At 68.2% G+C, this 24,302-nt stretch carries 20 protein-coding genes; 8 read left to right on the top strand and 12 right to left on the bottom strand.

The window, feature by feature from the left end:
• The first annotated feature begins 9 nt into the window (after window positions 1-9).
• Window positions 10-333, top strand: coding sequence for a type I-E CRISPR-associated protein Cse1/CasA (locus IEY21_RS16910; RefSeq protein WP_308424845.1), 324 nt, complete (start codon window positions 10-12; stop codon window positions 331-333).
• On the opposite strand, the gene IEY21_RS14985 is transcribed toward IEY21_RS16910, so the two are convergent.
• The 5 genes from IEY21_RS14985 to IEY21_RS14965 form a co-directional block, all read right to left on the bottom strand.
• Complete coding sequence (locus IEY21_RS14985; protein ID WP_188905157.1) at window positions 281-1,174, bottom strand: DMT family transporter; 894 nt, start codon at window positions 1,172-1,174, stop codon at window positions 281-283. The two genes, IEY21_RS16910 and IEY21_RS14985, sit on opposite strands and share 53 nt — an antisense overlap.
• A gap of 220 nt (window positions 1,175-1,394) precedes the next feature.
• On the bottom strand, window positions 1,395-2,324 hold the full coding sequence (locus IEY21_RS14980) for an acetamidase/formamidase family protein (protein WP_188905156.1): 930 nt from the start codon (window positions 2,322-2,324) through the stop codon (window positions 1,395-1,397).
• Window positions 2,325-2,731: 407 nt separating this feature from the next.
• The gene (locus tag IEY21_RS14975) at window positions 2,732-3,436 is read right to left on the bottom strand and encodes an MBL fold metallo-hydrolase (RefSeq protein ID WP_188905155.1); all 705 of its coding nucleotides are present in this window, start codon (window positions 3,434-3,436) and stop codon (window positions 2,732-2,734) included.
• A gap of 4 nt (window positions 3,437-3,440) precedes the next feature.
• Window positions 3,441-3,755 (bottom strand): putative quinol monooxygenase, encoded by a 315-nt coding sequence (locus tag IEY21_RS14970; protein WP_188905154.1) that lies wholly within the window; start codon window positions 3,753-3,755, stop codon window positions 3,441-3,443.
• Between the two features lie 315 nt (window positions 3,756-4,070).
• On the bottom strand, window positions 4,071-6,194 hold the full coding sequence (locus IEY21_RS14965; protein WP_188905153.1) for a PAS domain-containing sensor histidine kinase: 2,124 nt from the start codon (window positions 6,192-6,194) through the stop codon (window positions 4,071-4,073).
• A gap of 166 nt (window positions 6,195-6,360) precedes the next feature.
• Here IEY21_RS14965 and IEY21_RS14960 point away from each other — a divergent pair, with 166 nt between their 5' ends.
• Entirely contained in the window at window positions 6,361-6,774 is a 414-nt protein-coding gene (locus tag IEY21_RS14960) for a response regulator (RefSeq protein WP_188905152.1), read from the top strand.
• Between the two features lie 37 nt (window positions 6,775-6,811).
• Here IEY21_RS14960 and IEY21_RS14955 read toward each other — a convergent pair whose 3' ends face one another.
• Window positions 6,812-9,313, bottom strand: coding sequence for an ATP-binding protein (locus IEY21_RS14955; protein ID WP_188905151.1), 2,502 nt, complete (start codon window positions 9,311-9,313; stop codon window positions 6,812-6,814).
• Window positions 9,314-9,388: 75 nt separating this feature from the next.
• The gene (locus tag IEY21_RS14950; RefSeq protein WP_188905150.1) at window positions 9,389-10,321 is read right to left on the bottom strand and encodes an MBL fold metallo-hydrolase; all 933 of its coding nucleotides are present in this window, start codon (window positions 10,319-10,321) and stop codon (window positions 9,389-9,391) included.
• 310 nt (window positions 10,322-10,631) lie between these two features.
• Here IEY21_RS14950 and IEY21_RS14945 point away from each other — a divergent pair, with 310 nt between their 5' ends.
• Complete coding sequence (locus IEY21_RS14945) at window positions 10,632-10,895, top strand: hypothetical protein (RefSeq protein ID WP_188905149.1); 264 nt, start codon at window positions 10,632-10,634, stop codon at window positions 10,893-10,895.
• 200 nt (window positions 10,896-11,095) lie between these two features.
• Here the strand turns inward: IEY21_RS14945 and IEY21_RS14940 are convergent, their stop codons facing one another.
• The 3 genes from IEY21_RS14940 to IEY21_RS14930 form a co-directional block, all read right to left on the bottom strand.
• On the bottom strand, window positions 11,096-11,917 hold the full coding sequence (locus tag IEY21_RS14940; RefSeq protein WP_188905148.1) for an alpha/beta fold hydrolase: 822 nt from the start codon (window positions 11,915-11,917) through the stop codon (window positions 11,096-11,098).
• Entirely contained in the window at window positions 11,910-14,723 is a 2,814-nt protein-coding gene (locus IEY21_RS14935) for a PAS domain S-box protein (RefSeq protein ID WP_229753139.1), read from the bottom strand. The genes IEY21_RS14940 and IEY21_RS14935 overlap by 8 nt, the downstream gene beginning before the upstream one ends.
• 327 nt (window positions 14,724-15,050) lie before the next feature.
• Entirely contained in the window at window positions 15,051-15,671 is a 621-nt protein-coding gene (locus tag IEY21_RS14930) for an NADPH-dependent F420 reductase (protein ID WP_188905147.1), read from the bottom strand.
• A 238-nt stretch (window positions 15,672-15,909) separates the two neighbouring features.
• On the opposite strand from IEY21_RS14930, the gene IEY21_RS14925 reads away from it, so the two are divergent.
• Window positions 15,910-17,451: a GGDEF domain-containing protein gene (locus IEY21_RS14925; protein ID WP_229753138.1), complete on the top strand. Its 1,542-nt coding sequence runs from the start codon at window positions 15,910-15,912 to the stop codon at window positions 17,449-17,451.
• Between the two features lie 40 nt (window positions 17,452-17,491).
• On the opposite strand, the gene IEY21_RS14920 is transcribed toward IEY21_RS14925, so the two are convergent.
• A complete protein-coding gene (locus IEY21_RS14920; RefSeq protein ID WP_188905145.1) occupies window positions 17,492-18,433 on the bottom strand; it encodes an aldo/keto reductase in 942 nt (313 codons plus the stop codon).
• A gap of 237 nt (window positions 18,434-18,670) precedes the next feature.
• Here IEY21_RS14920 and IEY21_RS14915 point away from each other — a divergent pair, with 237 nt between their 5' ends.
• Together IEY21_RS14915 and IEY21_RS14910 are read left to right on the top strand one after the other, a co-directional pair.
• The gene (locus tag IEY21_RS14915; RefSeq protein ID WP_188905144.1) at window positions 18,671-20,230 is read left to right on the top strand and encodes an HD domain-containing phosphohydrolase; all 1,560 of its coding nucleotides are present in this window, start codon (window positions 18,671-18,673) and stop codon (window positions 20,228-20,230) included.
• On the top strand, window positions 20,220-21,857 hold the full coding sequence (locus tag IEY21_RS14910; protein ID WP_188905143.1) for a GGDEF domain-containing protein: 1,638 nt from the start codon (window positions 20,220-20,222) through the stop codon (window positions 21,855-21,857). The genes IEY21_RS14915 and IEY21_RS14910 overlap by 11 nt, the downstream gene beginning before the upstream one ends.
• A gap of 62 nt (window positions 21,858-21,919) precedes the next feature.
• On the opposite strand, the gene IEY21_RS14905 is transcribed toward IEY21_RS14910, so the two are convergent.
• Window positions 21,920-22,351 (bottom strand): universal stress protein, encoded by a 432-nt coding sequence (locus tag IEY21_RS14905; RefSeq protein WP_188905142.1) that lies wholly within the window; start codon window positions 22,349-22,351, stop codon window positions 21,920-21,922.
• Between the two features lie 302 nt (window positions 22,352-22,653).
• Between IEY21_RS14905 and IEY21_RS14900 the strand changes: the two genes are divergently transcribed.
• Both IEY21_RS14900 and IEY21_RS14895 read left to right on the top strand, forming a co-directional pair.
• Window positions 22,654-23,529 carry an AfsR/SARP family transcriptional regulator gene (locus IEY21_RS14900; protein ID WP_188905141.1) on the top strand — a complete coding sequence of 292 codons (876 nt, stop codon included), beginning with the start codon at window positions 22,654-22,656 and terminating at the stop codon, window positions 23,527-23,529.
• Window positions 23,530-23,657: 128 nt separating this feature from the next.
• Window positions 23,658-24,011, top strand: a complete 354-nt coding sequence (locus IEY21_RS14895; RefSeq protein ID WP_229753137.1) for a rhodanese-like domain-containing protein — start codon at window positions 23,658-23,660, stop codon at window positions 24,009-24,011.
• Window positions 24,012-24,302 lie beyond the last annotated feature (291 nt).

Genomic DNA, 24,302 nt, shown 5'->3' with positions numbered 1-24,302 from the left:
CCGCGAGGCGTGGCTCGCCGAACTGCGCGAAACCCTCGCCCGCTACGACACCCCACCCGCCCGCAACACCGCCTGACCCACCGGAGGATTCATGAGGACCACCCTGTGAACAGCCCCCCCACCTTCAACCTGCTGCACGAACCCTGGATTCCCGTCCGCCCCTTGAACGGCGGCGCCGTGCGCGAAGTCGGCCTGCGAGAACTGCTGCTGCACGCCCGCACCTACAGCCGCATTGACGACCCGTCGCCAAAAGAGACGCCACCAGACGCCCTGGCACCCCTCACGCGTCGGCCAGCGGAGTATGGCGGCGGGTGGACCTCAAGGCCACGCTGATACCGGATACCGCAATCACCAGCATCCCCAGCAGGCTGAGGGCGTCCGGCACCTGATGAAACACGAGCAGGCCGATCAGGGCCGCCCACAACAGTTGCAGGTAGGACAGTGGGGCGAGCAGCGAGGTCGGAGCTTCCCGGAAGGCCAGCGTGAAGAACAGATGCCCCAGACCTCCGCTGACGCCCAGACTGAACATCAGCGCCACGGTGGCCGGGGTCAGGGCCGGGCCACCCAGCACGAAGGGGGCAACCACCCCGAAGACCAGGGTTCCGGCCACCGCCGACTGGTACAGCAGGCTCACGGTCCGCTCGCCGACAAGCAGCCGGGACAGCAGCTGGTAAATCGAGTTGCACACCGCGGCGAGCAGCGCAAACATCACCCCCAGGGCATCGAGGGTCCCCCCAGGGCGCACGACCAGCAGCACGCCGAGAAAGCCGCCGATCACCGCGAGCCAGCGCGACATGCTCAGCCGCTCTCCCAGCACCGGACCCGCCAGCAGAGCGAGCAGCATGGGGGCCAGAAACACGATGGAGGTGGCTTCCGCCAGGGGCAGACGCGACAGGGCGTACCCCATCATCAGGGTCACCACCACCAGACTCAGAGAACGCACTGCCACCAGTACCGGCCGGGTGGTAACAAACAGCGTGCGCCGGGGCCGGGGCAGCAGCGCCGTCATGAGCAGCAGCTGGGTACCGTAGCGAACGGCCGCAACCACCGGGACCGGGTAATGGGCGGTGAGCACCTTGGTGGTGCCGTCCAGACACGCGAACATCAGCAGGGCGGCGCAGTACAGCAGGGCGCCGTACAGGGGACGCGGCGACGCCAGGGCAGGCGGATTCACCGGGCGGGGCCGCGCTGAACGGGTTCCCGGCCCGGGCCGTCTCCACCATCCCGGTTCTGGCCTGACCTGAAAAGAGCGGGAGTAGTTCGCCGGGTGTGGTTGCGGGGGCGGCCGGTCTGCGGGCCCCCCGACAGATTGACCTTCTCCCCAGCAGACCAGAACACGACTCTGTCTATCATGCCGCGCACCAGACGGGGGTGCGGTGGCTCTTCCGGCACTGTTACCGGAAGATGCTCCGGGGCAGGTACAGGCCCACCAGCCAGTTGGGGGCGTCCACGATCTCGCTGATTCGCAGATCCGCCGCAACGCTGCACAGCAGGTAGGCGTCTTGCGGTCCCAGGTCATATTCCGCCGTCATGAACTCGATCATGGCGCGGGTGGCGTCCTGCGCGGCGGCGTACAGGTCGGGGCCGAGTCCGGTTGTGACGTGGTAGCCCTTGTGGTCGATGTGCCCGGTGACGGGGCCCGGGGTCGAGAAGCGAGGCGTCTTGAGGTGTGCCTGTTTTTTCAGGGTGAAGCGCAGGGTGACGTGCATGGCCGACTCGATGGCGGTGCCGCAGACCTCGCCGTCGCCCTGGGCCGCGTGGGTGTCTCCCACCGAGAACAGGGCGCCGGGCACGGCCACCGGCAGATGCAGGGTCGAGCCGGCCGTCAGGTCACGGATGTCCATATTGCCGCCCACCGCCCGGGGCGGCACGACCGAGTGGTGGCCGGCCCCGGAGGGAGCGTTGCCGATGGTGCCGGGAAAGGGCCGCACCGGCACGGTGATGCCGGGCAGGAACTCCGCCGCGCCCTCGCCGTAGTGCCACAGTTTCAGGTACGGATCGGGAAACTCCTCGGCCAGCAGCCCGAATCCGGGAATGTTGGCCGTCCAGCCGAAGCCTGAGGGCCGGAACTCCAGAATGTCCACCACCAGGGCGTCGCCCGGCTGTGCCCCGCGCACGTGAACCGGGCCGGTTACCGGGTTGATCCTGGAAAAATCCAGGGCCGTGACGTCTGCGTGGGTGGAGCGGGGGGTGAACTGCCCCCCACCGGAATCGACCACCTCAAATTCGATGGTCTCGCCGCTCTCGACTTCCAGCGCGGGCGGCAGGCTGTTGTCCCAGCCGTAGTGGTGATCGTGGATGGTACATCGGGGTCGGGCAGTCATGCGGGTCTCCTTGGTTTGTTTCCCGGCAGGCGCCCCTCGTGGACGCATGGCGGCGGGTCGGGCAGAGCGTCCCTTCCGGGCCGGAGGGGACCGCACTCCCGCGCGGCATCCCCGGTCAAGCCGAGCCCGAACGGCCCCCTCTGGTCCGGTTCAGGCATGGTGCGGAAACCTCCCAGGGTGAGAAATACTCCTTCCGGACCCGGCTGCCCCGCAGACGGAGAACGAAGCATCCGGGTCATCGGCAGGCCCTGTTGTACGGCCACCCGGTCGCGCACCAGACCTCGCCGCCCTCCTGGATGACCCGCCACGGCGGCCCGTATCCGGACAGGCTTTGCCTCCACAGAGCGCCCTTCATCTGAACACACGGCCCGAAGCACAAAAGCCGTCACAGACCCCAGACCAGACGACTAGCGCGTCTGGTCGAGGACATAAATGTGTGGCTCGGCCGGCAGTGTGTCGGGCGTGACCTCCAGACTGGGGCCGCCCACCCGCGTGATCATTCCGGCCGGGTAACGCGACAGAAAGGCGTCCACCGGCTCGATGTTGAGCCAGCCGCGCGGGCTGTGGTAATGCATCGGAATGATGATGCGCGGGCCGATGGCCCCGATGGCCGCGTCCAGGTCGTCATAGGCGATGGTGGCGTGTGCTCCCGCCAGGGCCAGCAGCACATCCACCCGGCCCCGGAGCTGCTCGAGATGTTCCGGGGCAACAGGGTTGCCGGTATCACCCATGTGCAGCACATTGATGCCGCCCAGGGTGAACAGGTAGAGCGCATTGGCATCGGGGTGCCGGCCGAACTCTCCCTGAAAGTCATAGTTTCTGCTCTCGAAAGCGGGAAAGGGCGTGATGGGAACGCCCAGCACGGTCGTTCCCCCTTCCGGCAGTTCCAGCGCGTCCACGACGACCGGACGCCCTCCTCCCCGGCCCCGCACGTGGCTGGGGTCGCTGTGAAAGTCGTCGGTGCTGCTGCTCATGATCACCAGATCGGCAGGTTCATCGATGGGCTCAAAACCGCTGCCGGGCTTGGGACCGGGCGTGTAGGGGTCGGTCACCACGGCCAGGTCGCCCTCTTCAAGCCGGAAGCTCGCATGTGCGTAGAATGTGATCTTCACCGGTTTATCCGTCCACCTTCTCGGCCTGAACAATGTCCCACAGCTCGACTGTATCGGCGGTCGCGGCGCTGAAGGACGTCAGGTGCGGCGACTGCATGTGCGCGTCCCACAGGGCGCGGGTGGTCCAGTTTTCGTAGAAGACGATGACGCCGGGATCCTCGGTGGAGCGGTGCATGTCGTAGTTGATACAGCCCGCCTCGGCGCGGGTGGGCTCCAGCAACGCGCGGCAGGCGTCATACACTTCCTGTTCCTTGCCGGGCCGGGCCTTCAGCTTGGCGATGATGGTAAGCGGCTTGCCGGTTTCAGGGCCTGACGTCATGGGCGGTCCTCCTGTCTGTTGAACTGGAACGTTCTGACCGGGGCGGGACGGATCTCTCATCGGCTGGGCGGCGGCAGACCGCACAAGCAGACCGCACAAAAGGGTGCGGCTCCTGAAGCAACCGGCCCTCTCGATCCGTGCGAAATTTTATAGCACAGGGTTGACGCCCCCGATCTGGCGGCCCAGCGGGGTGCGGGTGATCCCCGCCGCGCCCCCAGAGCCGGCACGACATGCCGGCGTTGCCGCAGTCCCTCCGCCCCTGCGTCTGCCCATATGCGGTGGATGACCGCCTGCCCGCCGGGCGTGGTTACCCGCTTATGGGACCGGGGGCTTGCTCAACGTGAACCCGAAGGTGGCACCGCGGCCCTCCTGGGCGTGGGCAAAGACCTGCCCACCGTGCTTGAGGACAATCCGGCGGACCGTGGCCAGGCCCACCCCGGAACCGGGAAAGGCGTCCTGGGGGTGCAGGCGCTGAAAGATTCCGAACAGTTTGCCGGCATGACGCGGGTCGAAGCCCACGCCGTTGTCATGCACCGAGATTTGCCACGCGCCGTCGTGTTCCTCCACCCGCACCTCGATCTCCGAGGTCTCACGCGTGCTGGAATACTTCACGGCGTTGCTGATCAGGTTGCTCAGAACCTGTTGCAGCAGCGTCGCGTCTCCCCACACCGAGGTCGCTGGAGGGGCACGCAGCTCAACCACCTGTGCCGGGAATTCCTGCCGGGCGTCGCGGTAGGCCTGGGCAATCAGCAGTTCCAGCGCCACCATGCGCGGCCGGAAGTCCTGGCGACCGGCCCGGGACAGCATCAACATGCCGTCGATGAGCTGCTCCATGCGCGTGGCTCCCTGACGCACCACGCTCAGGGCGTGGATGACCTTGTCCGGTTGGCCCCGGTCCAGCGCCCGCGCGGCCATGTCAGCAAAGCCCATCACGTGCCGGATGGGCGTGCGCAGATCATGCGACGCCGAGTAGGTGAAGGCCTCGAGTTCCTCGTTGGCCGCCTGCAGCTCCTGCGTCCGCAGATCGAGGGCGTCGCGCTGCGCGGTGAGGGCCTGGGCCTGCGCGGCCCGCTCGAGGGCCAGGGTCAGGCTCCGGCCTACCGCGCTGAACACCGCCTGCTTGCGTGGGGTCCAGTCGTCGGTCCGCCGGGTGCCGGTGGCCAGCAGGCCGCGCAGCGTGCCGCCCACCACGCAGGGGTAGAACGCCCGCGTGCCGAAGGCCCCGTTGGCCCCCGGTTCCGGGCCGGATTCCACCACCTGCAGCCCCCCCACCGGCTGCGTGGCGACGCCTGCCGCGAGATCCGCGGCTTCCTCGGGGGTCAGGGGGTCCGACCACACCTGGGCCTTCCAGCGCGGCCCGTCGGGTTCCAGGTAGGCGGCCACGGTGTCCGCGAGGGTGGCCTGCAGCACCTCCACCGCCCGGCGCGACAGGTCGAGAAGGTCGGTGCTCACGCCCGACGCCTCGCTGAAGGCCACAAAGGCGTCCAGGCCGGCTGTGCGCTCCTGAAGCTGGTGGGTCTGCTGCGCCCGTTCCAGGGCCAAGCCCAGCCCCTGTCCCACCGAGCCGATGATCGCCTGCTCGTGGGCTGTCCACGCCGGGCGGCCGGTGCCGGTGGCGAACAGGGCGTAGGGACGCCCGCGCGCGTGAAAAGCCGTGACGCTGAGCGCACTGGCGTAGCCCACAGACTGCAGGCGGCCGTCGTCTCCCTGCACGAAGGCGGTGCCGCGCCGCGCCAGGGCCTCGGCGACCAGCGGGGAGTTCAGCGGGACCCCGGCCTGGCGGGCCTGCCGCACCTCCGGGGGGGTGTTGCTGGAAAACGCCGCCGGGTAGGCCGTGTCTCCCCGCACGAGGTACAACCCGCTCATGGCCCCGCCCACGGCGTCCCGGATGATCTCGCCGGCCGCCTCACCGAGTTCTTTCAGGTCGGTGCTGCTCGCCACCTGCGTCGTGAAGCGCACGAAGGCGGCCAGCGCCCGTTCGTGCTGTCCCACCTGCACTTCCAGGGTCTCGGCACGCTCCCGCAGTTGCCGCTGCGTGTCCCTCAGTTCCTGTTCCAGAGTCCGGCGCACGGTGATGTCCCGGGAAACAGCGAGCAGCCGCGTGATCTCACCGTCGGGGGTGCGGACCGGGGAGACCCGGACCTCCCACCATCTCGGGGTTCCGGCAAACGTCCGGGCCAGTCCCTCAAAGGTCCGGGTCTGTCCGCCCCGGGCCGCCTCGACAGCCTGTTCCACCAGCGCGCGGCCCTCACCCTCCCAGAAGGTCGGCCACGGAGCATGCTGACAGCTGCTGAAGTCCTCGATTTCCATGACCTGCATCCCACCGGCGTTCATGGAGAGCAGACGGCCGTCCAGATCCAGCACCTTGATGCAGTCGGAGCTGTCATCCATGATGGCCTGCAGCTCGCCGGGGTGCAGATCGGAACCGGTATCGGTCATCCGGTGGCCGCGGAGGCGGCCAGGGCGACACGACATGTCACAGAGTGCTCAGGCATAACCCCCAGGATACGCCACAGCCCCACGCCCGGGCCGGCCAGTTTCACCCGGCCGGCAGGAACGCCGCTGTCTGGCCCTTTTTCTTCACAGAACGCCTATTCTCTGGGGAATGACGCTGTCCTTCCACTACCTGCTGATCGACGATAGTCTGCACGATCAACTGCTCGCCCAAGAGGCCTTTGATCAGCTCTGCCCCGACTGCCGGCTGACCTGCGCGGCGAGTGGCGAGGAGGCGCTGAATCTGCTGCGCACCGGGGCCTGTCAACCCGACGTGATCCTGCTCGACATCAACATGCCGGGCATGAACGGCTTCGAGGTGCTCGAGGCCATGAAGGACGACGCGCGCCTGAGCACCATCCCCATCGTCATGCTGTCCACGTCCAACGCGCAGGACGACATCCGCAAGGCCTACACGCTGCATGCCAGCTCCTACCTCGCGAAGTCTGCGAGCTTCGAGGGTTTTCTGGACCAGATCGAGACCTTTCTCAAGTACTGGCAGGCGAGCCGGCTGTCAAGCGGCTGAGCTCCAGCCGTGAAGCGGACCCGGGGACGAGTCTGACTTACCCGCGGGGCAGGCTGAAGAAAAAGGTGGCTCCCTCGCCGGGCCGGCCCTCGGCCCAGACCCGCCCGCCGTGCTTCTCGACGATGCGCCTTACGTTCGCCAGCCCCACGCCGGTGCCCTCGAATTCGTTGTGGTGGTGCAGGCGCTGGAACACCCCGAACAGCTTGCCGGTGTACTGCGGGTCAAAGCCCACTCCGTTGTCCTGCACGGCCACCACCACTTCCTGGGGAGTTTCCTGGGCCCGGACCTCGATCACCGTATGCCCGCGGCCCCGGCTGTACTTCACGGCGTTGCCCAGCAGATTCGCCATCACCTGCCGCAGCAGCCCGGCGTCGGCCTGCACGGCCGGCAGGTCCGCGACGCGCCACGTCACCTGCCGGCCGTGCAGGTCCGGGGCCAGGTCCGCGCACACTGCGTCCACCAGCACAGAGAGGTCCACCGGCGTCTTGGCCAGCTGCGCCGCGCCGGTCCGGGCCAGCCCGAGCAGGGCGTCGGTGAGCACCTCCATGCGGGTCGCGGCCCCCTCGATCTGGTCCACGTATTTCAGCAGGCCAGGGTGGTCCCCGATTTTCCGGCGCAGCAGCCCCGCAAACGAGCCGACGTGCCGCACCGGCGCGCGCAGGTCGTGGGACACGGTGTAGACGAAGGCCCCCAGTTCCTCATTGGCGGCGCGCAGCTCGCGGGTCTGGGCCTCGACCTGCCGCTCCAGCTCGCGGCCCCAGGCCTGCAGGGTCTGTTCGGCGCGCTTGAGTTCAGTGATGTCGCTGTGCAGGCCGACCCACTCGCGCAGGCTGTGGTCCTGGGCGAGCAGCGGCACCGCCCGCACCAGAAACGAGCGGTAGCTGCCGTCCGCCACGCGCACCCGCTGCTCGATCTGGTACAGCGTGCGGGTGCGGACGGCGTCGCGCCACGCATCCACGGCCGGCCCGCGGTCCTCGGGATGCAGCCGGTCGGCCCAGCCGTAGCCCTGGTACTCCGGCTGGGTCTGACCGGTGAGCTGGGCCCAGCCGGGCTGCTCGCCAAACATCTCGCCGTCCGGGGAGTTCGTCCACACGTACTGGGCGGTCGCCTCGATCAGGGCCTGATAGCGGGCCTGGCTCGCGGTGAGTCGGGCCCGCTCCAATTGCGCCTCGGCCAGGGCCGCCTCGCGCTCGGCCGTCAGCCGGGCGTGGCTCAGGGCCAGGGAGGCCCGCCGGGCAAACTCCTGCGCGAAGGCCTCGTCGGGTTCCTGGTAGGGCTCCGCACCCCCCACCCGCACCAGGCTCAGCACCCCCACCCGCTGCCCGCCCACCACCAGCGGCACCGCCAGCGACGACCGGACCTGCATCGCCTGCAGCAGGGCCAGCTGCTCCCCGGGCAGATCCAGAGCCTGCACCATCTCCGGCGTGATGACCGGCACCCGGACCACCCGGTTTTCGCGGTAGGCCAGCGCCAGCGGCCCCGGACCGTCCACCCACTGCGGAAAGGCCGCGAGGTACTCCGCCGCGAGTTGCTGCTGCTGCGGATCACGGTGGGCAAAGACCTGGGGCAACAGGGCACCGCCGCGCTCGGTGTATACCGCGCACCAGTCTGCCTGACCCTCCACCGCCAGCCGGGCGAGCGCGCCCAGCAGGGCGACCGGGTCCTGCTGGGTGAGCAGGCGTTCGCCGACGTGCAGCAGGCAGGTTGCCTGCTCGCGCGCCGTGCGCTCTGCGGCGGCGAGGCGGACGCGCTCGACGGCCTGCGCGAGCTGCCCGGCCACAGCCTGTACAAACTGCCGCTCTGCGCCGCCGAATTCGCGGTCCTGGACGAAGCCGAAGTGCACCACTCCCAGCGCCCGCGCACCGAACATCAGCGGCACGGCCACGGCGCTGAGCGGCACCCCGGAGTCTTGCCGCAACCGCGCCCGCACTTCAGTGGCCCCCAGAAACAGCGGCTGCCCCGACTGCAACGCCTCGGCCACCAGCGTGGAAGCTGCGTCGGAGCAGTGGGGGCCGGGACCAGCCGGGTTGTCTCCGCAGGTGCCCGCGGGAACCAGTTCTTCGGCCACCGGGTCGAACCAGAACACGCTTGCCGACGCCGCCGCCAGAGCCGCGCGCCCCTGGCGCAGCACGACCTCGGCGGCCTCCTCCCGACTGAGCGCCCGCGACAGCGCCGCCGTCAGGTCCGACAGGACGCGGCCGCTCGTCTCGGCCACGTGCTGGGCAGTGGCGTCCGAGAGCTGCACCGCCAGCAGGTCGCCCACCGGAAAGCGGCGCACGTCTACCCAGGCCCACGGGCCGGCTCCGGCCAGCCGGAGCGCCTGCGGCGCTGCGCCGGGCTCCTGGGCGGCCAGTTCAGGAATAAGCTGTTCCAGCGTCCCGGCCCGCAACGCCGGCAGGTCGCGGCCAAAGTAAAGGACGGCCCGCACGTTCGCGGAGCGCACCCGGCCGCCGTCCGCGGGGTCCACGAGGACGGTCGGGTCGGGCAGGGCTTCCAGCCACGGCAGGGGCGGGGAAATCAGGGAGTCTGGCGTCGTCATGGCAGGCAGGGGAATTTCGCCCACCCAACATAGCGTGAACTCCACAGACCTGTGTGGCGGGCGGACCGTGCGCGCTCAGTCCGGCGCGGTCCGCCCGGGGGTGAGCGCACGGCCCTGCGTATGCTGCGCCCACTCGTCCAGCGTGGCCCGCACCGCGTCAAGGTGAAATTCGCGGTACAACGTGGGAACACGGGACGGAGAGGCGCCCAGCCCGGCCAGGATGTGTTCATAGGTCAGCGGCGGCGGCAGATCTCCGTCGCTGAGGAACGCTCCCCGGGCGGCCAGCGGGCTGTCCTGCAGCGCCTCGCGCAACACGCGGAAGTACGTGAGGTTGTGCTCGAGCAGGGCCGGATCGGTGGTCCCGCCATGACAGGGCAAGACCACAGCCGGGTCCAGCGCGACCAGACGCCGCAGGGAGTTGCGCACCTGTTCCAGCGTCTCGCCCGACTGCACGCTCGGAAAGGGGAATTCCGCCGCGTCTCCCGCAAGCAGCGTGCGCAGTTCGGGAATCCAGACCGAACAGTGGTCGGGGGTGTGGCCCGGCGTTGGGATCAGTTCCAGGGTCAGGTCACCGCCGTCCAGGGTAAGTCCCTCCGTGAAGACCACCTCGGGCGGGACCAGCCGGACTTCCTCAAAACGCCGGTCCTCGGCCTGCTGGGCCGCCAGACGCCCGGACGCCGCCGGGTCCAGCAGCCGCTGGCGGGTCCGGAAGCTGCCGACGATCAGTCCCGGCAACTCTCCCCCGGCCGCGAACAGCTGGTTGCCGTAGACGTGGTCCCAGTCGGCGTGGGTGTTGACCACCAGCACCGGGCGTCCCTGGAGGGCCGGCCGGACCCGCTCAATCACCTGCCGCATCAGCGCTGGAGTGGACATGGTGTCGATAAACACGGCGAAACGCCGGGTCAGGACCACGAAGGTATCGACCTCCTCACCGGCATGGAACACCCGGATCCGAGGATCGACCCCGGGGGGGCGGACTTCCTCGACGTCTGCTGGAGGAGCGCTCATGCCCTGATCTATATCTCAGATTCCTGCCCGGTCACGCAGCGTCCATTCACGGCTATAGGCCCGGCATCCGTGGCCCGGAGGACGATTACAGTTGCGCCCCCGCCCCTTTAGCGCCCTTTTATCCCCTCTTTACAGCTCGGCCACCCGGTCATCCCCTGCACAGTCCCGACCCTCCGTGACGACTACGGTCCATCTACATGGAGCGGCGCAGTCAGAGTTTCGTCAGAGCTCCTGCGGCAGGCTGAGCTCAGCACCGGCCGCGCAGCTTCCGCCAAAGAAGTGCCCGGCCCAGCTGGAGTCAGGAGGCACCATGAATTCCGCCAAACTCACCGATGCTCCATCCCGACCCCACCTGACCGGCGGCCCTGTCCGCCCGGTCCCGGCCACAGCGCCCGCCAATCTGCGGCTCGAGCCCACCACTTCCTCTGCCCATATCGGCCGCCCAAAGCGCCCACGTCTTTCCCAGCGCCCAGCGCAGGTGCGGCTCGAGCCCCCGGCCGAGTTCGAGGTGCGGTACTTCCCCGAGCGTGATGAGTGGCGGACCGTACTCGTCGGTCGCCCCCGCCTGTCCTAGCAGTCGCTCTATCCCGCCCCGGGAAACAGGTCGGCCGTCAGACGGCGGTGGGACGGCGGTGCAGAAGTCCGATCCCCTTCCTGCAAAACAATCAGATGCGTGGGGCGCAGTGGCTCAATGGCCCACTGCGCTCCGTCTTTGCTGTCCTCAACCCCGTGCTGGAACACCCCATGTATCGGCAGCGGTCACGACGCCGACCTTCATGAAGCGGCCTGAATCCCCCGGAGGAACCCACCGGCCACCCGGTTAAAGTGCTCGGGCTCGGTGAAGTTCGGCATGTGCCCCACCCCCGGCAGGAATTCCAGCGTCGCCTGCGGCAGATGGCGGTGCAGGTGGTGTCCGACGCTTTCCGGCACGACGCTGTCGGCCCGGGTCTGCGTGACCAGCACCGGATGCGTCACCTGGGGCAGCAGGGCACGGAAATCCGACTGAAAGATGGCGCGCGCCACCACACCGGCCACCTGCGGAGTCACGCCCTGGACGCTCTCCGCAATCTCCTGCAGCGGCAGCGACACCGGCCGGTTGAGCATCATGCCAACCAGGGCGTCGGCCCAGGCCTGCTGTGAGTCGACCAGCTGATAGAAGCTGTCCACATCCGGTTGCTGAAAGCCGCCGTAGTACGGGTCATCGTTCAGGTAGCGGGGCGAGGCGCTGATCAGAATCAGCGCCTCGAAGCGCTCCGGGCGGGCCAGCGAGGCGAGGAGGCCGACCATGGCACTCATCGAGGCCGCCATCAGGGTGATGTGGCTCAGCTCCAGCTCGTCGATCAGCTGCACCATGTCCTCGGCGTACCCCTGCAGCGAGGCGTATCGCCGGGCGTCCCACAGCGCCGGGGCAGACTGACCGAATCCGGCCAGATCGTAGCTGACCACACGGTGCGTGGGCCCAAAGGCCCGGATCTGATGCCGGAAGACCCCCTGGTTGGAGCAGAAGCCGTGGGCGCAGAGGATCGTTCGCTCGCCCGTGCCGGCGACCTTCACATTGGACTGCCGCGCGAAAGTGGAGCCCTTGGGGTCATTCATGCATGTGCTCCGTGAGGGAAATGTCAGCGTCGAGGATGGATCCCGCGTCGGTGTGTTCGGTGGCTTCCAGACTCAGCATGTGCAGGAAGGTCCGGACCACCCGCGCGTCCAGCAACACTCCCGCCTCCTTCCTGAGTTGCGCCACCGCCTGCTCATGCGTCCACGCCGGCTTGTAGGGCCGCTCGCTGGTCAGCGCGTCATAGATGTCCACCACGGCGAAGACCCGCGCAGCCAGAGGAATGGACGTGCCTTCCAGGCCCTTGGGGTAACCGCTGCCGTTCCAGCGCTCCTGGTGGTACAGCACAACTTCCAGGGTGGTGGCGGGCAGCGACGGAATGTGGTGCAGCATCTCAAAGCCGATGCCCGGGTGCCGTTTGATGAGGTCCCATTCCTCGGGGGTGAGCTTGCCGGGCTTGAGCAGGATGGCGTCCGGGATGGCCACCTTGCCGGTATCGTGCAGGAAAGCGCCCCAGCGCAGCGCCGCGAGGTCCGCGCCGGCAAAGCCCAGCGCGCATCCCAGACGCTCGGTCAGGCGAACCACCCGGTCGGTATGTCCCTTGGTCTCGTAATCGCGGTATTCCAGCGCCAGACCCAGGGCGCGCAGGGTCTCCTCGCGCGAGGTGTTGAGCTGTTCCAGGTGATGCTGACGTTCCAGGGCGTGCCCCAGGCGGGCCGTGACATTGCGCAGCAGCTGCCGGGTGTCGGCGCTGGTGGTGATGACCTGATCGGTGCCGAACACCAGCACCGACACCAGTTTGCCCTGCCGGGTAATGGGCAGCAGGCACAGCGAGACCCAGTGGCCGCGCGGCAGAAACTCGGCGGGCTCGAATACCGGCTGGTCGCCTTCCAGAAAGTAGGCCTCACGCTGCTGCAGGGCCCGCCGGACTGCCGTGGTCAGGGGCAGCCGGCTCAGGTCCCTGCCCGGCGCAGCGACGGCGGGAGGCAAGCCGGCCTCGGCCAGCACCTGAACGACTCCGTCGTCGTAGGAAAAGGCATATCCGTAGTCGTACTCGGTTAGGCTCAGGGCCTTGTGCAGCGCCTCGCCCGCGAGATCAATGGCCGTGTGGTGCTGTTCCATCGAGACCGTGAAGTCCAGCAGGTGCCGGTAGCGGTCGAGCTGCGTGTGCAGCAGGTGCTCGGCATGCTTGCGCTGCTCGATGTCGCGGGTGGTGCCGATGAACGCCCCGATCTGCTCGGATTGCGGTTCGCGCAGCACCCGGAAGGTCGTCTCCACCCACATATACCGGCCGTCCTTGCGGCGCAGACGGTATTCGAACTTCCGCCGCTCGGTGCCGGGCGTCAGGCGCTGATCAAACGCCGCGCGCAGCACCGACTGATCGTCGGGATGAATGAAGCACAGCGGGTCCTGCCCCATCATCTCCTCGGGGTCATAGCCCAGCAATTCCCGCGAAGAGGGCGAGCAGTACTCGACCCGGCCACAGGCGTCGTACTGCCGCACCAGATCGCCGGAATTCTCGGCGAGGCGCCGGAAGTTCTGCTCACTGAATTCCATCTCCTTCCGGGCCTGCTCCCGCGCGGCCTGCGCCTCTACCCGGGCGGTGACGTCACGGGAATTCACCAGAATGCCCTGAATGTGGGGATGGTGGCGCAGGTCCATGGCCAGACTTTCCAGCCAGACCCAATGCCCATCACGGTGCAGAAAGCGGTAGGTCGCAGACGCCGGTTCGCCGTTCGGCATCAGGCTGGCCAGCGCGTGCTGGATCAGACCATGATCTTCGGGGTAGATCAGATCGAAGGCACTTCTTCCCACCATCTCGGCGGGTGAGTATCCGAGCATGCGTTCGACGGAACCGCTTTCGTAGACGATTATTCCCCGCTCGTCAATGATCGCCACGACATCCGAGGAATTCTGCGTGACCGTTGCGTGCCAGTCCTGCTCCCGCTGAAGTTCAAGGTGAAGGCGGCTGCGGTCCAGGGCCGGCGCACACAGATCGGCAACGGTCAACAGGAACTCCTGCTCGTCGGTGTCGAAGCGGCGGTCGTGCTGGAAGGACAGCAACACCGCGCCGATCACCCGCTCTCCGACAACCAGCGGCAGGGCGGCGAGGCTCTTGAAGGGAGCATGAATCTGATGGATGTCTGGATACTGCGCCTGCAACTCGGCGTCACTCAGGAAGATTGCCCGTTGATCGCGGACGGCGTGGCTCACGGGGACATCCCGGATGAGGGGAATGCGGCGCCATGTGGAGTTGGCACTCACCGCATACCCGGCGTGGCCGATCATTTCGAGGTGCTCGCCGTCCGCGCCGATCAGCAGGATGGCGCCCGCAGCCGCGCCCACGGCAGCCAGACCCTCTCCAAACACCGCGTCCACTACCTCCGGAACGTGGTACGTCCCGCTGAGGACGCGGCTGAGCCGGGCCAGGGCAGCCCGGTGCAGATCACGCTTGCGGCCGGTGGGGCGCAGGTGAACCAGCACGGCCCGGACGGCGGGATTGTCCAGAAAGTGGGTGGCCCGGCCCGTGAGCCACAGCCATTCGCCCTCGGCAGACTGCATCCGGAAGGCTGGCAGGTCGGTGTCGCGGGCGGGATGCGAGCATTTAAGGCGGCCGATCAGCGCCGCCCAGTCGTCGGGATGCACCAGGCTGCCCGCGTCCAGACCGGTGGGCACAAATCCCAGCCTGCTGCCGACGGCTGAATTCGCAAACTGAATGCGGCCCTGAGCGTCCAGCAGCAGGGTGAGCTCGGGGGAAAACTGTGCTGCGCGCCGCAGAACGTGGAAGCCCGCAGGAAGATCGGCGGTGGGGGCAAGGCTGTTCTCTGCCGGCAGATGAAAGTGTGTCACAGTCCGGCAAACCTCTCTCTACGCATGGGGATTTAGGAGCGTTCTCGGTACTGAGAAAGCAATCCTGAGGACAAAATTAAGGTTTGGACTCTTACGTTCGCCTTACATTTGGCCTTACATCCGTAGGAATAAACGGACGCCAGCACGCGGAGCAGAGCCTCCCGCCGCCCATGCACCTTTCATTTGCTTTCGGGAGGTTGACCTCGTGGGAAATCTTCCCGTTGTCCCAGCCCACGACCAGCACATTTCACCCCCTGAGCGGCCCGCACCCCGGCCCCCGCTCAGGAGACATGGTCTGGCGCGCCGGGCACGGACCGCACCCCGGAGTTACCGAACGGCCAGGACCTCGCGTGCCTGACGGGCCGTCAGATCCTGACCGTAGACGGGCGTTCCCGGCTGCTGGGACCTGCTGTGTTCGAGATCCCCGTTGTCCACCGGCGCAAAGCCGATGGCCTTGATGAGGTCGCTGACCACTGCCTTGGCCTCGGCGTCGTCGCTGGCCACCGGAATCGCGCGCCGCTCCTCCAGGGGCTTGCCAACGTCCCCCTGGGTCTCCAGATGGGCCGCATGGATGGTGTTAAAGGCCTTGACCACACGCGCCCCGCCCAGGTGACTGGCCATGAACGCACTCTCCGAGAGGCCGCCCAGGTCAATCGGGCCGTCACGCTGCGGGTAATAGTTGGCGGTGTCGATGACGATCTTGTCCGTGAGCTGGACGGTGGGCAGCTCTGCATACCGGCCGAAGGGCACGGTTTCGATCACCAGATCACCGAAGCGGGCCGCGTCCTCGTTGCTGAAGGCCTTGATACCGTGGCCCAGGCGCTCGGTGAGGTCCCGCAGCGTCTCAGGGCCGCGCGAGTTGCTCAGACCGACGTCATGCCCCGCCTGCGCGAGCAACCGGGCGAGCGCCTGACCGATGTGTCCCGCTCCCAGGATTCCGATCTTCATACCCCCACTGTAGGTCCGGCGGTCCAAACCGGGACCCTCACGCTTTCTTGATGGGCGCTTTTGTGCCGGCAGGCCGCTGTCACGCCGCGTTCATCAACCAAATGCAGAAGCGGCGTATGTCCGTTGCAAGAACGAATGTTCTACGTTGAAACGATGGGATGGAGGTGCAGGACATGTTGAAGATGATGATCCGGAACAGGGGCGCATGACCCACTCGGCTCTACCGTCCATGGAGGTCATGCGCGACGAACTGCGCAGCCTGACCAAGCAGATTCAGACCACGCAGGATGCGCAGACCCTGTTCTCGCTGCACCGTCAAGCCGTGTACATCGCCCTGGATGTGGGCGACCCCGCAACGGCCCTGGGCCACGCGCTGGCCTGCCTGGAACTGGCGCGCACTTCCCAGAACGTGCCCCTGGAAATCAAGGCCCATGTGGCCATGGGCATCGTGCAGGCAGAGGTCTACGACGACCTGGGCGCCGCCGAGCACTTTGACCGCGCCGAGATCCTGTCCAAGGAGGTGGGCGACGACCGCGGCGTGGCGCTGGTCACCGTGAATGCGGCGCACTACCAGATCGAGCGCGAGGCCTACGCTCAGGCGGCCCTGCGGCTGTGCGAGTTGCTGGAGTCCCCGCATGCGGTGGGCCTGGACCTGCCGGAATCCACCGAGCTGCGTCAGGCCTTTCACATCAATCTGCTGGTAAGCGGCTCCGAGGCCCTGAAAAGGGCAGACCCCCTGGTCGGGGCCATCCCGGGGCTCAGGTCCCACCTGACGCACTCGGCCCACGTCCTCAGGGCGCTCAGCGACTCCCGCACCGGCCTCGCCAACACCTTCCGCGCCCCGGACGTGCTCGACGCGCTGGCCCGGTATGCCCTGTGGGAGGATGACCTGCGCGGCGCCGAGCGGTATGCAGATGACCGGGTGGAGCTGGCCCGCTCGATCGGCAGCGACGTGATGTACGGTCAGGCGCTGCTCAGCCGCAGCACGGTCAAGGCCCGGGGGGGCGAGTGGGCCGGCGTCATCGAGGACGCCCAGGCGGCCATCCGGCAGTTCGAGGCGGTGAATCAGGAGCTGTGGATCATCCGAGGCCGCGAGGCGCTGGCCGACGCCTACGCGCACACCCAGCAGTTCCAGGCCGCTTTTGAGATCCAGCGCGAGGTCACGCGGCACGTGGAGGCGCTGTACCGGCAATACCATCAGCAGCGCGCCCTGCTGGGCCAGATCACCCAGCAGGCCCGGGATGCCGAGGTCCGGGCCGAGGTGTACGCGGACGCCGCCCTGCACGACGCCCTGACCGGTATTCCGAACCGGGCCCACGCCATGCAGATGCTCGACCGGCTTTACCGGCAGGCGCAGCAGGGCAGCCACCACGCCCTGGCCCTGCTGGACCTGGACCACTTCAAGGCCGTCAACGACACCTATGGGCACGCCACAGGGGACGCGGTGCTCACCCGGGTCGCCCAGCGGCTGAGGGCCGAGATCCGGTCGGACGACGGTGTGGCCCGCTTCGGCGGCGAGGAGTTCGTGGTGATCCTGACCGGAGTGACCCTGGAAGCCGCTGCCGAGGCCTGTGAGCGCCTGCGGGCCGTGATTGCCGCCCTGGACTGGAACGACGTGGCCCAGGGGCTGCGGACATCCGCCAGTTTTGGGGTCGCCCGACTTGATGGTCAGCGGGACCTGAACGCCACCCTGAGCGCCGCCGATCTCGCGCTGTACCGGGCCAAGCACACCGGCCGGAACAACGTGCAGCGCGAGGCCGCCCTGCAAGGCCACGCCTGAGCGTCAGGAACCGGGACCCTGTCGCGCCCCAGGCAGGCACTCAGGCAGAGGTGATGCGGTTCACCTCCGCCAGATCCTGCGGGCTAAGTGTCCAGCTGGCCGCCGCCACGTTCTGATCAATCTGCTCGGGGCGGGTGGCCCCGGCAATCACGCTGCTGGTCACGTCATGGGCCAGCAGCCAGCTGAAGGCCAGTTCCAGCAGGGTGTGCCCCCGCGCCGCGGCGAAGTCCCGCAGCTCTCCGACCACGCGCCAGTTGCGCTCGGTCAGGTACCGGCTCTGCGCGCCCTCCGATCCGGTGATCCGGGCACCCTCTGGCAGCGGCTCGCCTGCGCGGTACTTTCCGGTCAGCAGGCCGCTGGCCAGCGGGAAATACGGCAGCAATCCCACGCCGAGGTCCCGCATGGTGGGAAGCAGTTCGCGCTCCAGATCACGCACCAGCAGACTGTACTCGTCCTGGCAGGAGGTCACCCGGCTCCAGTCCCGCTGCCGGGCGAGGTCGTCGGCGTCCCGGACCCCCGCAGCGTCCATGTTCGACACGCCGATGTGGCGCACCAGCCCTTCGCGGACCAGTTCGTCGAGGGTGCCCAGCGTGTCCTCGATGGGGGTGTGCGGATCGGGGCGGTGCAGCTGATACAGGTCCAGGTAATCGGTGCCCAGGCGCCTCAGGCTGGCCTCCAGGGCCTGACGGATGTAGGCGGGGCGGGCGCCCTGAAGCGTTCCGCTATCGTCCATCGGCAGCCCGAACTTGCTGGCCAGCACGACCGCCGGTCGCTCCTGCCCCAGGGCCCGGCCCAGCATGGTTTCCGAACCGCCCCGGTTGCCGTAGACATCGGCGGTATCGAAGAGGGTGACGCCCTGGTCCAGGGCCCGGCGGACGACGCCGTCGGTGGCCGCCTGATCGAGGCGGCCGCCAAAGTTGTTGCACCCGAGGCCCACCACGGAAACCTGCAGGCCGGAGTGGCCCAGAACACGTGTCTGCATGGGCGCATGCTAGAGCAGACGCTCGCTGGCGGGCGGATGCAGTGTGCCGCCGCCCGTCCCGGCTGTGGCAGGGTGCCAAAAGGGTTCATCCGCCGACGTTCATCATTTTGTGAGGTCTCAGACAGACCCAGACGCTATGCTGTGGAACATGACGACCCGTGCTCCCGAGAGCAAGCAGTGGGAAGGCGGGTACCGACCGGGCTGTTGATGACCGAGGTCCGCGTTTCCACCCCAGATGTGCAGAAACCCGAACTGGACGTCCAGACTGTGGTGCTGCTCGCCCAATCGGCCGACGACGCCTTCGGGCGCTGCGTGACGCTCGCCCTGCAAAAAACCCGGGCGACCACCGTGATGATCTCACTGTACCGGGCCGATATCGACGTGCTTGAGGTCGTGGCCGGCGCCGGCCAACGTTCCGAGCTGGCCATCGGCCGCCGGTTGCCGCGCGGAACCGGTCTCGGGTGGCACGTGATCTCCACGGAGCAACCGGTGCTGGTGGAAGAGGTCTACACCAGCCGGGAGGCCCATTTTCTGGCCGGCCGGCCGCGGCCAGGTATGTATCTGGGGGTTCCGCTGCTCGATCCGGACGGTCGGGTGCTGGGCGTTCTGTCCGCCGACACCACAGACAGTCCCGAGATCCTGGGCGACGCCGACGCGCAGCTGCTGCTGCTGCTGGGGCAGGTGGCCGGCGTGGCCTACAGCCGCTGGAAGGCTCTGGACGATGCCCAGCGCAGCGCCCGGCAATACGAACAGCTCGCGTCGCTGTCCGTTCAGCTTGAGGCCCTCTCGCACCCCGACGACATCGCCCGCGAGGCCCTGAACCTGCTGCTCGCCCTGAGCGGCTTTTCCATCGGCGTCGTGATGGGCGTCAACGGGCAGGGCCTTACATACATGACCATGATTCAGGGGGACGTGGAGGTGACCCAGGCAGCCGGCGCCGCGCTGCGCGAGCCGCATGTGCCCCGTGGCCTGGTCGCGGATGTCCTTGCCACCCGGCGCAGCGTGGCGGTTGCCGACTACCTGTCCTACCCGGGCGCCCGGCCGGACATGACGCGGGTGCGCTCGGCACTGGCCGCTCCGCTGCGCTGCGGCGAGGACGTGGTCGGCGTGATCGGCCTGATGAATCTGGACACGCCCCGTCCACTTCCCGCAGAAATCGTGTCTCTGCTCGACATGGTTGCGGCGCGCGTGGACCGCGCACAGGAGCGGATCAGGGACTTTCAGAACATGCGCCAGATGCGCGAGGCGGCGCTGCGTTCCATTGGCCGGATGCTGGAGGGGCGCGACGGGGAAACCTCGGGCCACACCGACCGTGTGACCACCCTGTCGCTGCGTCTGGGCCGGGCGCTGGGGCTCGGCGATGAGGCCCTGCAGAATCTGCGCTGGGGCGCCTACCTGCACGACATCGGCAAGGTCACGCTGGGCGACGACATCCTGCGCAAACCGGGACCCCTGACGCCCGAGGAGCGCCGCGCGATGCAAAAGCATGTCGTTGTCGGTGACCACATGCTGCGCGATGAGGTCTTCGTGCCGCGTGAGGTGCGCGCCGTGGTCCGGTCCCACCATGAACGCTGGGACGGCCGCGGCTATCCCGATGGGCTCCGGGGCGAGACCATTCCCATGCTCGCCCGCATCTTCAGCGTGGTTGATGTCTACGACGCCCTGGTCAGCAAACGGCCCTACAAGCCCGCATGGACCCACGCGCAGGCCATGGAGGAACTGCGCCGGGGAGCAGGCAGTCAGTTCGATCCCCAGGCGCTCGCGAGTTTTGAGGCGCTGTTCGGTTATGACGGATAACGAGGCCATGACCCCCCAGGGCAGCGCGTCCCCCGTGAGCACCGGCGCCACTCAGGGAGCCGGCAGGTCGGCCCTGCGCGAGGAACTGCGCGTCCTGAAGCTGCAGGCGGCGGACGCTGGCAGCGGCGCAGCCGCGCAGGCCCTGGCGCACCGTGACGCGGCGTATGTCGCCTTCGACCTCAAGGACCTCGCGGCGGCCATGGAGCACGCTCTGGGCTGCGTGCAGTGCGCGCGGGCCAGCGGTGACGGCCGCCTGCAGGTCAAGGCCCACGTGACGCTGGCCCTGGCCATGCTGGAATCCTACGACGACGCCGGTGCGCAGCGGGAGTTTCTGCTGGCGCGCACGCTGGCCGAGGAACTCGGCGACCAGCGGGGCGTGGCCCTGGCGGCCGTCAATTCTTCGCACTTCGAGCTGGAACGCCGCAATTACCGTCAGGCCGCCCGGCTCCTGCTGGAACTGCTGACGTCTCCGTGGATGCCGGGCCTGCTGGAACCCGACGCCCATCAGCTGTGGGAGATTTTCCACGTCAATTTTGTGGTCGCCGTCTCGGAAGCCCTGATGGCCGGAGACGGCGACCCCCACCTGCGCGAGACGAGCGAACGCCAGCTGGCCGTGTCCCGCGCCCTCGTGGCAGCGCTGCTGGACCGGGGCGACGAACTGAGCGTGCAGGACGCCTCGGCGGTGCTGGACGCCCTGACCCGTCACGCGCTGTGGGCCGGTACCCTGCCCGAGGCCAGGGCCCTGGCCGACGAGCATGTGCGGGTCACGCGGGACGCCGACCTGCCGCTGCTGTACGGCCGGGCGCTGCTTGACCGCAGCCGCGTGTTTTCGCGGAGCGGTGATCTGGAAGGAGCCATCCGGGACGCAGAGCTGGGCGTCCGGTACTTTGGCGAGGCAGCCTCCGAGTTGTGGGAAGCCCGCTCACGCGAGGTGCTGGCCAATGCATATGCCCGCGCGGGCCGCTACCGCGAGGCCTTCGAGACCCAGCAGGCGGTGACGCGCGGCGTGGAGAACCTGTACCGTGATTACCACCAGCAGCGCGCCCTGGTCAGCCAGATTGAGCATCAGGTCCGCGAGACCGAGGTGCGGGCCCTGGCCCTGGCCGAGGCCGCGCTGCGCGATCCGCTGACCGGCGCTCCCAACCGCACGCAGGCCATGCAGGTGCTGGGCGAGCTGTACGGCCGCGCCCAGCAGGGCCACCCCAGCGCGATTGCGCTGCTGGACCTCGACCTGTTCAAGCGCGTGAACGACACCTTCGGACATCTGGTCGGGGACGCCGTGCTGATCGAGGCGACCCGGCTGCTGAGCGCCGAACTGCGCGAACAGGACCTGCTCGCCCGGCTGGGCGGCGAGGAGTTCATCGTGATTCTCACGGACGTGACCCTGCAGGAGGCGGCGGCGGTGTGCACCCGGCTGCGCGACACGCTGTACCACGCGGCCTGGGACGCCCTGACCCCGGGCCTGGCCCTGTCGGGCAGCTTCGGAGTGGCCACGCTGGACGGCGCGCAGGACATCACCAGCACGCTCAAGGCCGCCGATCAGGCGCTGTACGCCGCGAAGGCCGCCGGCCGGAACACGGTCCGGGTGGCGGCGAGCGGCGGCGAGCCCGAGCTGCAGCCCGGCTGACCCCACTTCGGCCCGGGCCGCGGCCAGCACCCGCATGGACCGGGGTCCCTGCCGTGAGGGACCTACAGCCTCCCCACAGCGTGCCAGCGCTCCAGAGGGTGCGCGGCGGGATCCGTCATCTGAGGAGAGATCTGCACCGGTGTGCGCGCCGAGAGCAGCACGCCGCAGGTGACCCGGCCCAGCGCGCGGCGACCCGGATCGTGCCGCCCGTGCGCCCCCAGCACCAGCAGGTCGGCGTGCAGGCGCTCGGCCACCCTGAGAATGGTCGCCACCACCCCGGCGTGTGCGGGCACGATGAGCACACTCGGGGGGCGGCGGCACCAGCGGCCCAGGGCCGTGAGCTGCTGCTGGGCCAGCGTCTCCTTTCCTTCCTGCTCCAGCACATGCAGCAGGGTGACCTGTCCGCCAGACCAGCGGGTCAGCTCACAGGTCTGGGCGATGGCACGCACGCTGCAGGGCCCGAAATCCACCGGTACCAGAACATGTCTGAACACCCCTTCCCCCTTTCGCGCAGCGGCAGGCCCGACGCCCAGGTCTGGTGGCCGGAGTCCTCCACCCTCATGCCCTTGAAGCTGAGGGCGCTCTGGAAGCCCCGCGGGCCCAGCGCCGGGCATTGTGGCGGGCCCACGTTACCCCGGCATTACCGGCGCGGAACCTTCACCCCTGCTCACCCGCCGGGCGGCGCTGTCGGCTATGCTGGAAGGTAGGATTTCATCCCCTTTTCTGGAATTCCTGAAGGGCCAGATAGGGCTGGACACCCCAGCGCTCCCCTCAGGGGAAGTCCCGAGGAGTCAACGTGCTCGAGCTGCAGATCCGGACCTTCGGTCAGACCCGGGTGCTGCTGGGCGACCAGGAAGTGCGCTGGAGTGCGCAGAGTGCACGCGATCTGCTGCTGTACCTGCTTTCCTTTCCCGAGGGCCGCACCCGGTCGCAGCTGTTCGCCGACCTGTGGGAGCAGGACGTGAACAGCACCACCAGAAACCGGTTTCGTGTCACCCTGCACCGTCTGCGCACCTCGCTGGGGCTGCCCGGGGCGGTTACCGAACAGCACGGGCGTTACCGGCTGGCCCCCGCAGTCTGGCGGTCGTCGGATGTGTATGCGCTTTACGCGGGGCTCAACGAGGCCGAGCATGACGCCGCCACCGACAGAACCGGGGCGCTGGAGCGCGCGGTCCAGACATACGGCGGCGATTTCCTGGCCGGAGAAGATGCCGAGTGGGCACTGAACGCCCGCGAGGAACACAAGTCCGCGTACGTGCGGGCCACGCTGGAACTGAGCCTGTTGCACTGCGAACACCAGGACTGCGGACATTCGGTGCAGGCGCTCGTCGGGGCTCTGCAGGCCGATCCCTACGTGGGGGAACAGTACCACCAGCGCCTGATGACCTGCCTGTCGGTGGTGGAAAGCAAGTACACGGCCATCGAGCATTACCGCCGGTTCCTGAAATTCCTGCGTGACGACGTCAACGACCTGCCGATGGCGGATACCCTGGCCCTGGCCGCGCGGGTCAAGGCAGGCGAACACATCTGCCAGCGTCTGGACGGTCCCCTTCAGGAACTGCCGCTGGCCCGTCACTGCCCGCTGACCCCGGACGGCCGCTGCGCCGGCGAATGGCAGGCCCTGCTGGATCAGGACCGGGACCCCCCTATCGCCCCGCTCCCCCCCTCCTGACTGTGGTTCCATTGCCCTGGGCAGATACGGCCGCAGCGCTGAAGCCCGCAGCGCTGGATTCTGCGAGGTCGCCCCGTTGACCACATACCCCCTGGGGGTATATAGTTCGGTCACCTCAGGAGGTACGTATGCTCAACTGGCTCCGGACCCGTCTCCGCATGACGCCGACACCCGCCATCCCCTCCATTACTCCCCAGGAAGCGCAGGCCCGGGTGCGGGCGGGCGCCCTGCTGCTTGATGTCCGCACCGCCGCCGAGCGCAGGGCCCTGTCCATTGCGCACTCCAGAAGCGTGCCCCTCGACCAGCTTCCCGGGCAGCTTGACCGGCTTCCGAAGGACAAGGTGCTGATCACCCAGTGTGCGAGTGGCAACCGCTCGCGCAGCGCCGCCAAGCTGCTCACCGAGCATGGCTACGAGGTCTACAACCTCAGCGGCGGCATCCAGGCATGGCAGGCGGCCGGGCTGCCCACGAAGCGGGGCTGATTCCGGTGCGCCGCGGGGTGGGCGCCTGAATCACAGACGCAGGCGGCCTCCCGGTACGCCCGGTCACAGGCAGGATCAGCCGCCGATCTCGTTGATTGCTGGGTTTCAGGGCTCGCCGGCGCACCGGCCTGCTGGACCTTGCCAGAGCCCGCGCGGTACTTGATCGCCACAGCATTTGATTAGCCCCAGCATTTGATCAATCCAGTCGCCGCCCCTGGCGGCCTGACAGATTTTATGAGATTGGACGGAAAACGAGTTGCCAGCCGACCTCAAGGGTGGTTTGAGGAGGGG

Source organism: Deinococcus aerophilus (assembly GCF_014647075.1).
GTDB lineage: Bacteria > Deinococcota > Deinococci > Deinococcales > Deinococcaceae > Deinococcus > Deinococcus aerophilus.
The sequence above is the reverse complement of the archived record's forward strand: the minus strand, read 5'-3'. Positions and strand labels throughout refer to the sequence as shown.

What these genes read in the sequence shown, in the direction of transcription:
- IEY21_RS14980 (WP_188905156.1), bottom strand. Translation starts at nt 2,324, where the DNA reads ATGACTGCCCGACCCCGATGTACCATCCACGATCACCACTACGGCTGG.
- IEY21_RS14970 (WP_188905154.1), bottom strand. Translation starts at nt 3,755, where the DNA reads ATGACGTCAGGCCCTGAAACCGGCAAGCCGCTTACCATCATCGCCAAG.
- IEY21_RS14965 (WP_188905153.1), bottom strand. Translation starts at nt 6,194, where the DNA reads ATGACCGATACCGGTTCCGATCTGCACCCCGGCGAGCTGCAGGCCATC.
- IEY21_RS14960 (WP_188905152.1), top strand. Translation starts at nt 6,361, where the DNA reads ATGACGCTGTCCTTCCACTACCTGCTGATCGACGATAGTCTGCACGAT.
- IEY21_RS14955 (WP_188905151.1), bottom strand. Translation starts at nt 9,313, where the DNA reads ATGACGACGCCAGACTCCCTGATTTCCCCGCCCCTGCCGTGGCTGGAA.
- IEY21_RS14950 (WP_188905150.1), bottom strand. Translation starts at nt 10,321, where the DNA reads ATGAGCGCTCCTCCAGCAGACGTCGAGGAAGTCCGCCCCCCCGGGGTC.
- IEY21_RS14945 (WP_188905149.1), top strand. Translation starts at nt 10,632, where the DNA reads ATGAATTCCGCCAAACTCACCGATGCTCCATCCCGACCCCACCTGACC.
- IEY21_RS14940 (WP_188905148.1), bottom strand. Translation starts at nt 11,917, where the DNA reads ATGAATGACCCCAAGGGCTCCACTTTCGCGCGGCAGTCCAATGTGAAG.
- IEY21_RS14930 (WP_188905147.1), bottom strand. Translation starts at nt 15,671, where the DNA reads ATGAAGATCGGAATCCTGGGAGCGGGACACATCGGTCAGGCGCTCGCC.
- IEY21_RS14925 (WP_229753138.1), top strand. Translation starts at nt 15,910, where the DNA reads ATGCGCGACGAACTGCGCAGCCTGACCAAGCAGATTCAGACCACGCAG.
- IEY21_RS14920 (WP_188905145.1), bottom strand. Translation starts at nt 18,433, where the DNA reads ATGCAGACACGTGTTCTGGGCCACTCCGGCCTGCAGGTTTCCGTGGTG.
- IEY21_RS14910 (WP_188905143.1), top strand. Translation starts at nt 20,220, where the DNA reads ATGACGGATAACGAGGCCATGACCCCCCAGGGCAGCGCGTCCCCCGTG.
- IEY21_RS14895 (WP_229753137.1), top strand. Translation starts at nt 23,658, where the DNA reads ATGCTCAACTGGCTCCGGACCCGTCTCCGCATGACGCCGACACCCGCC.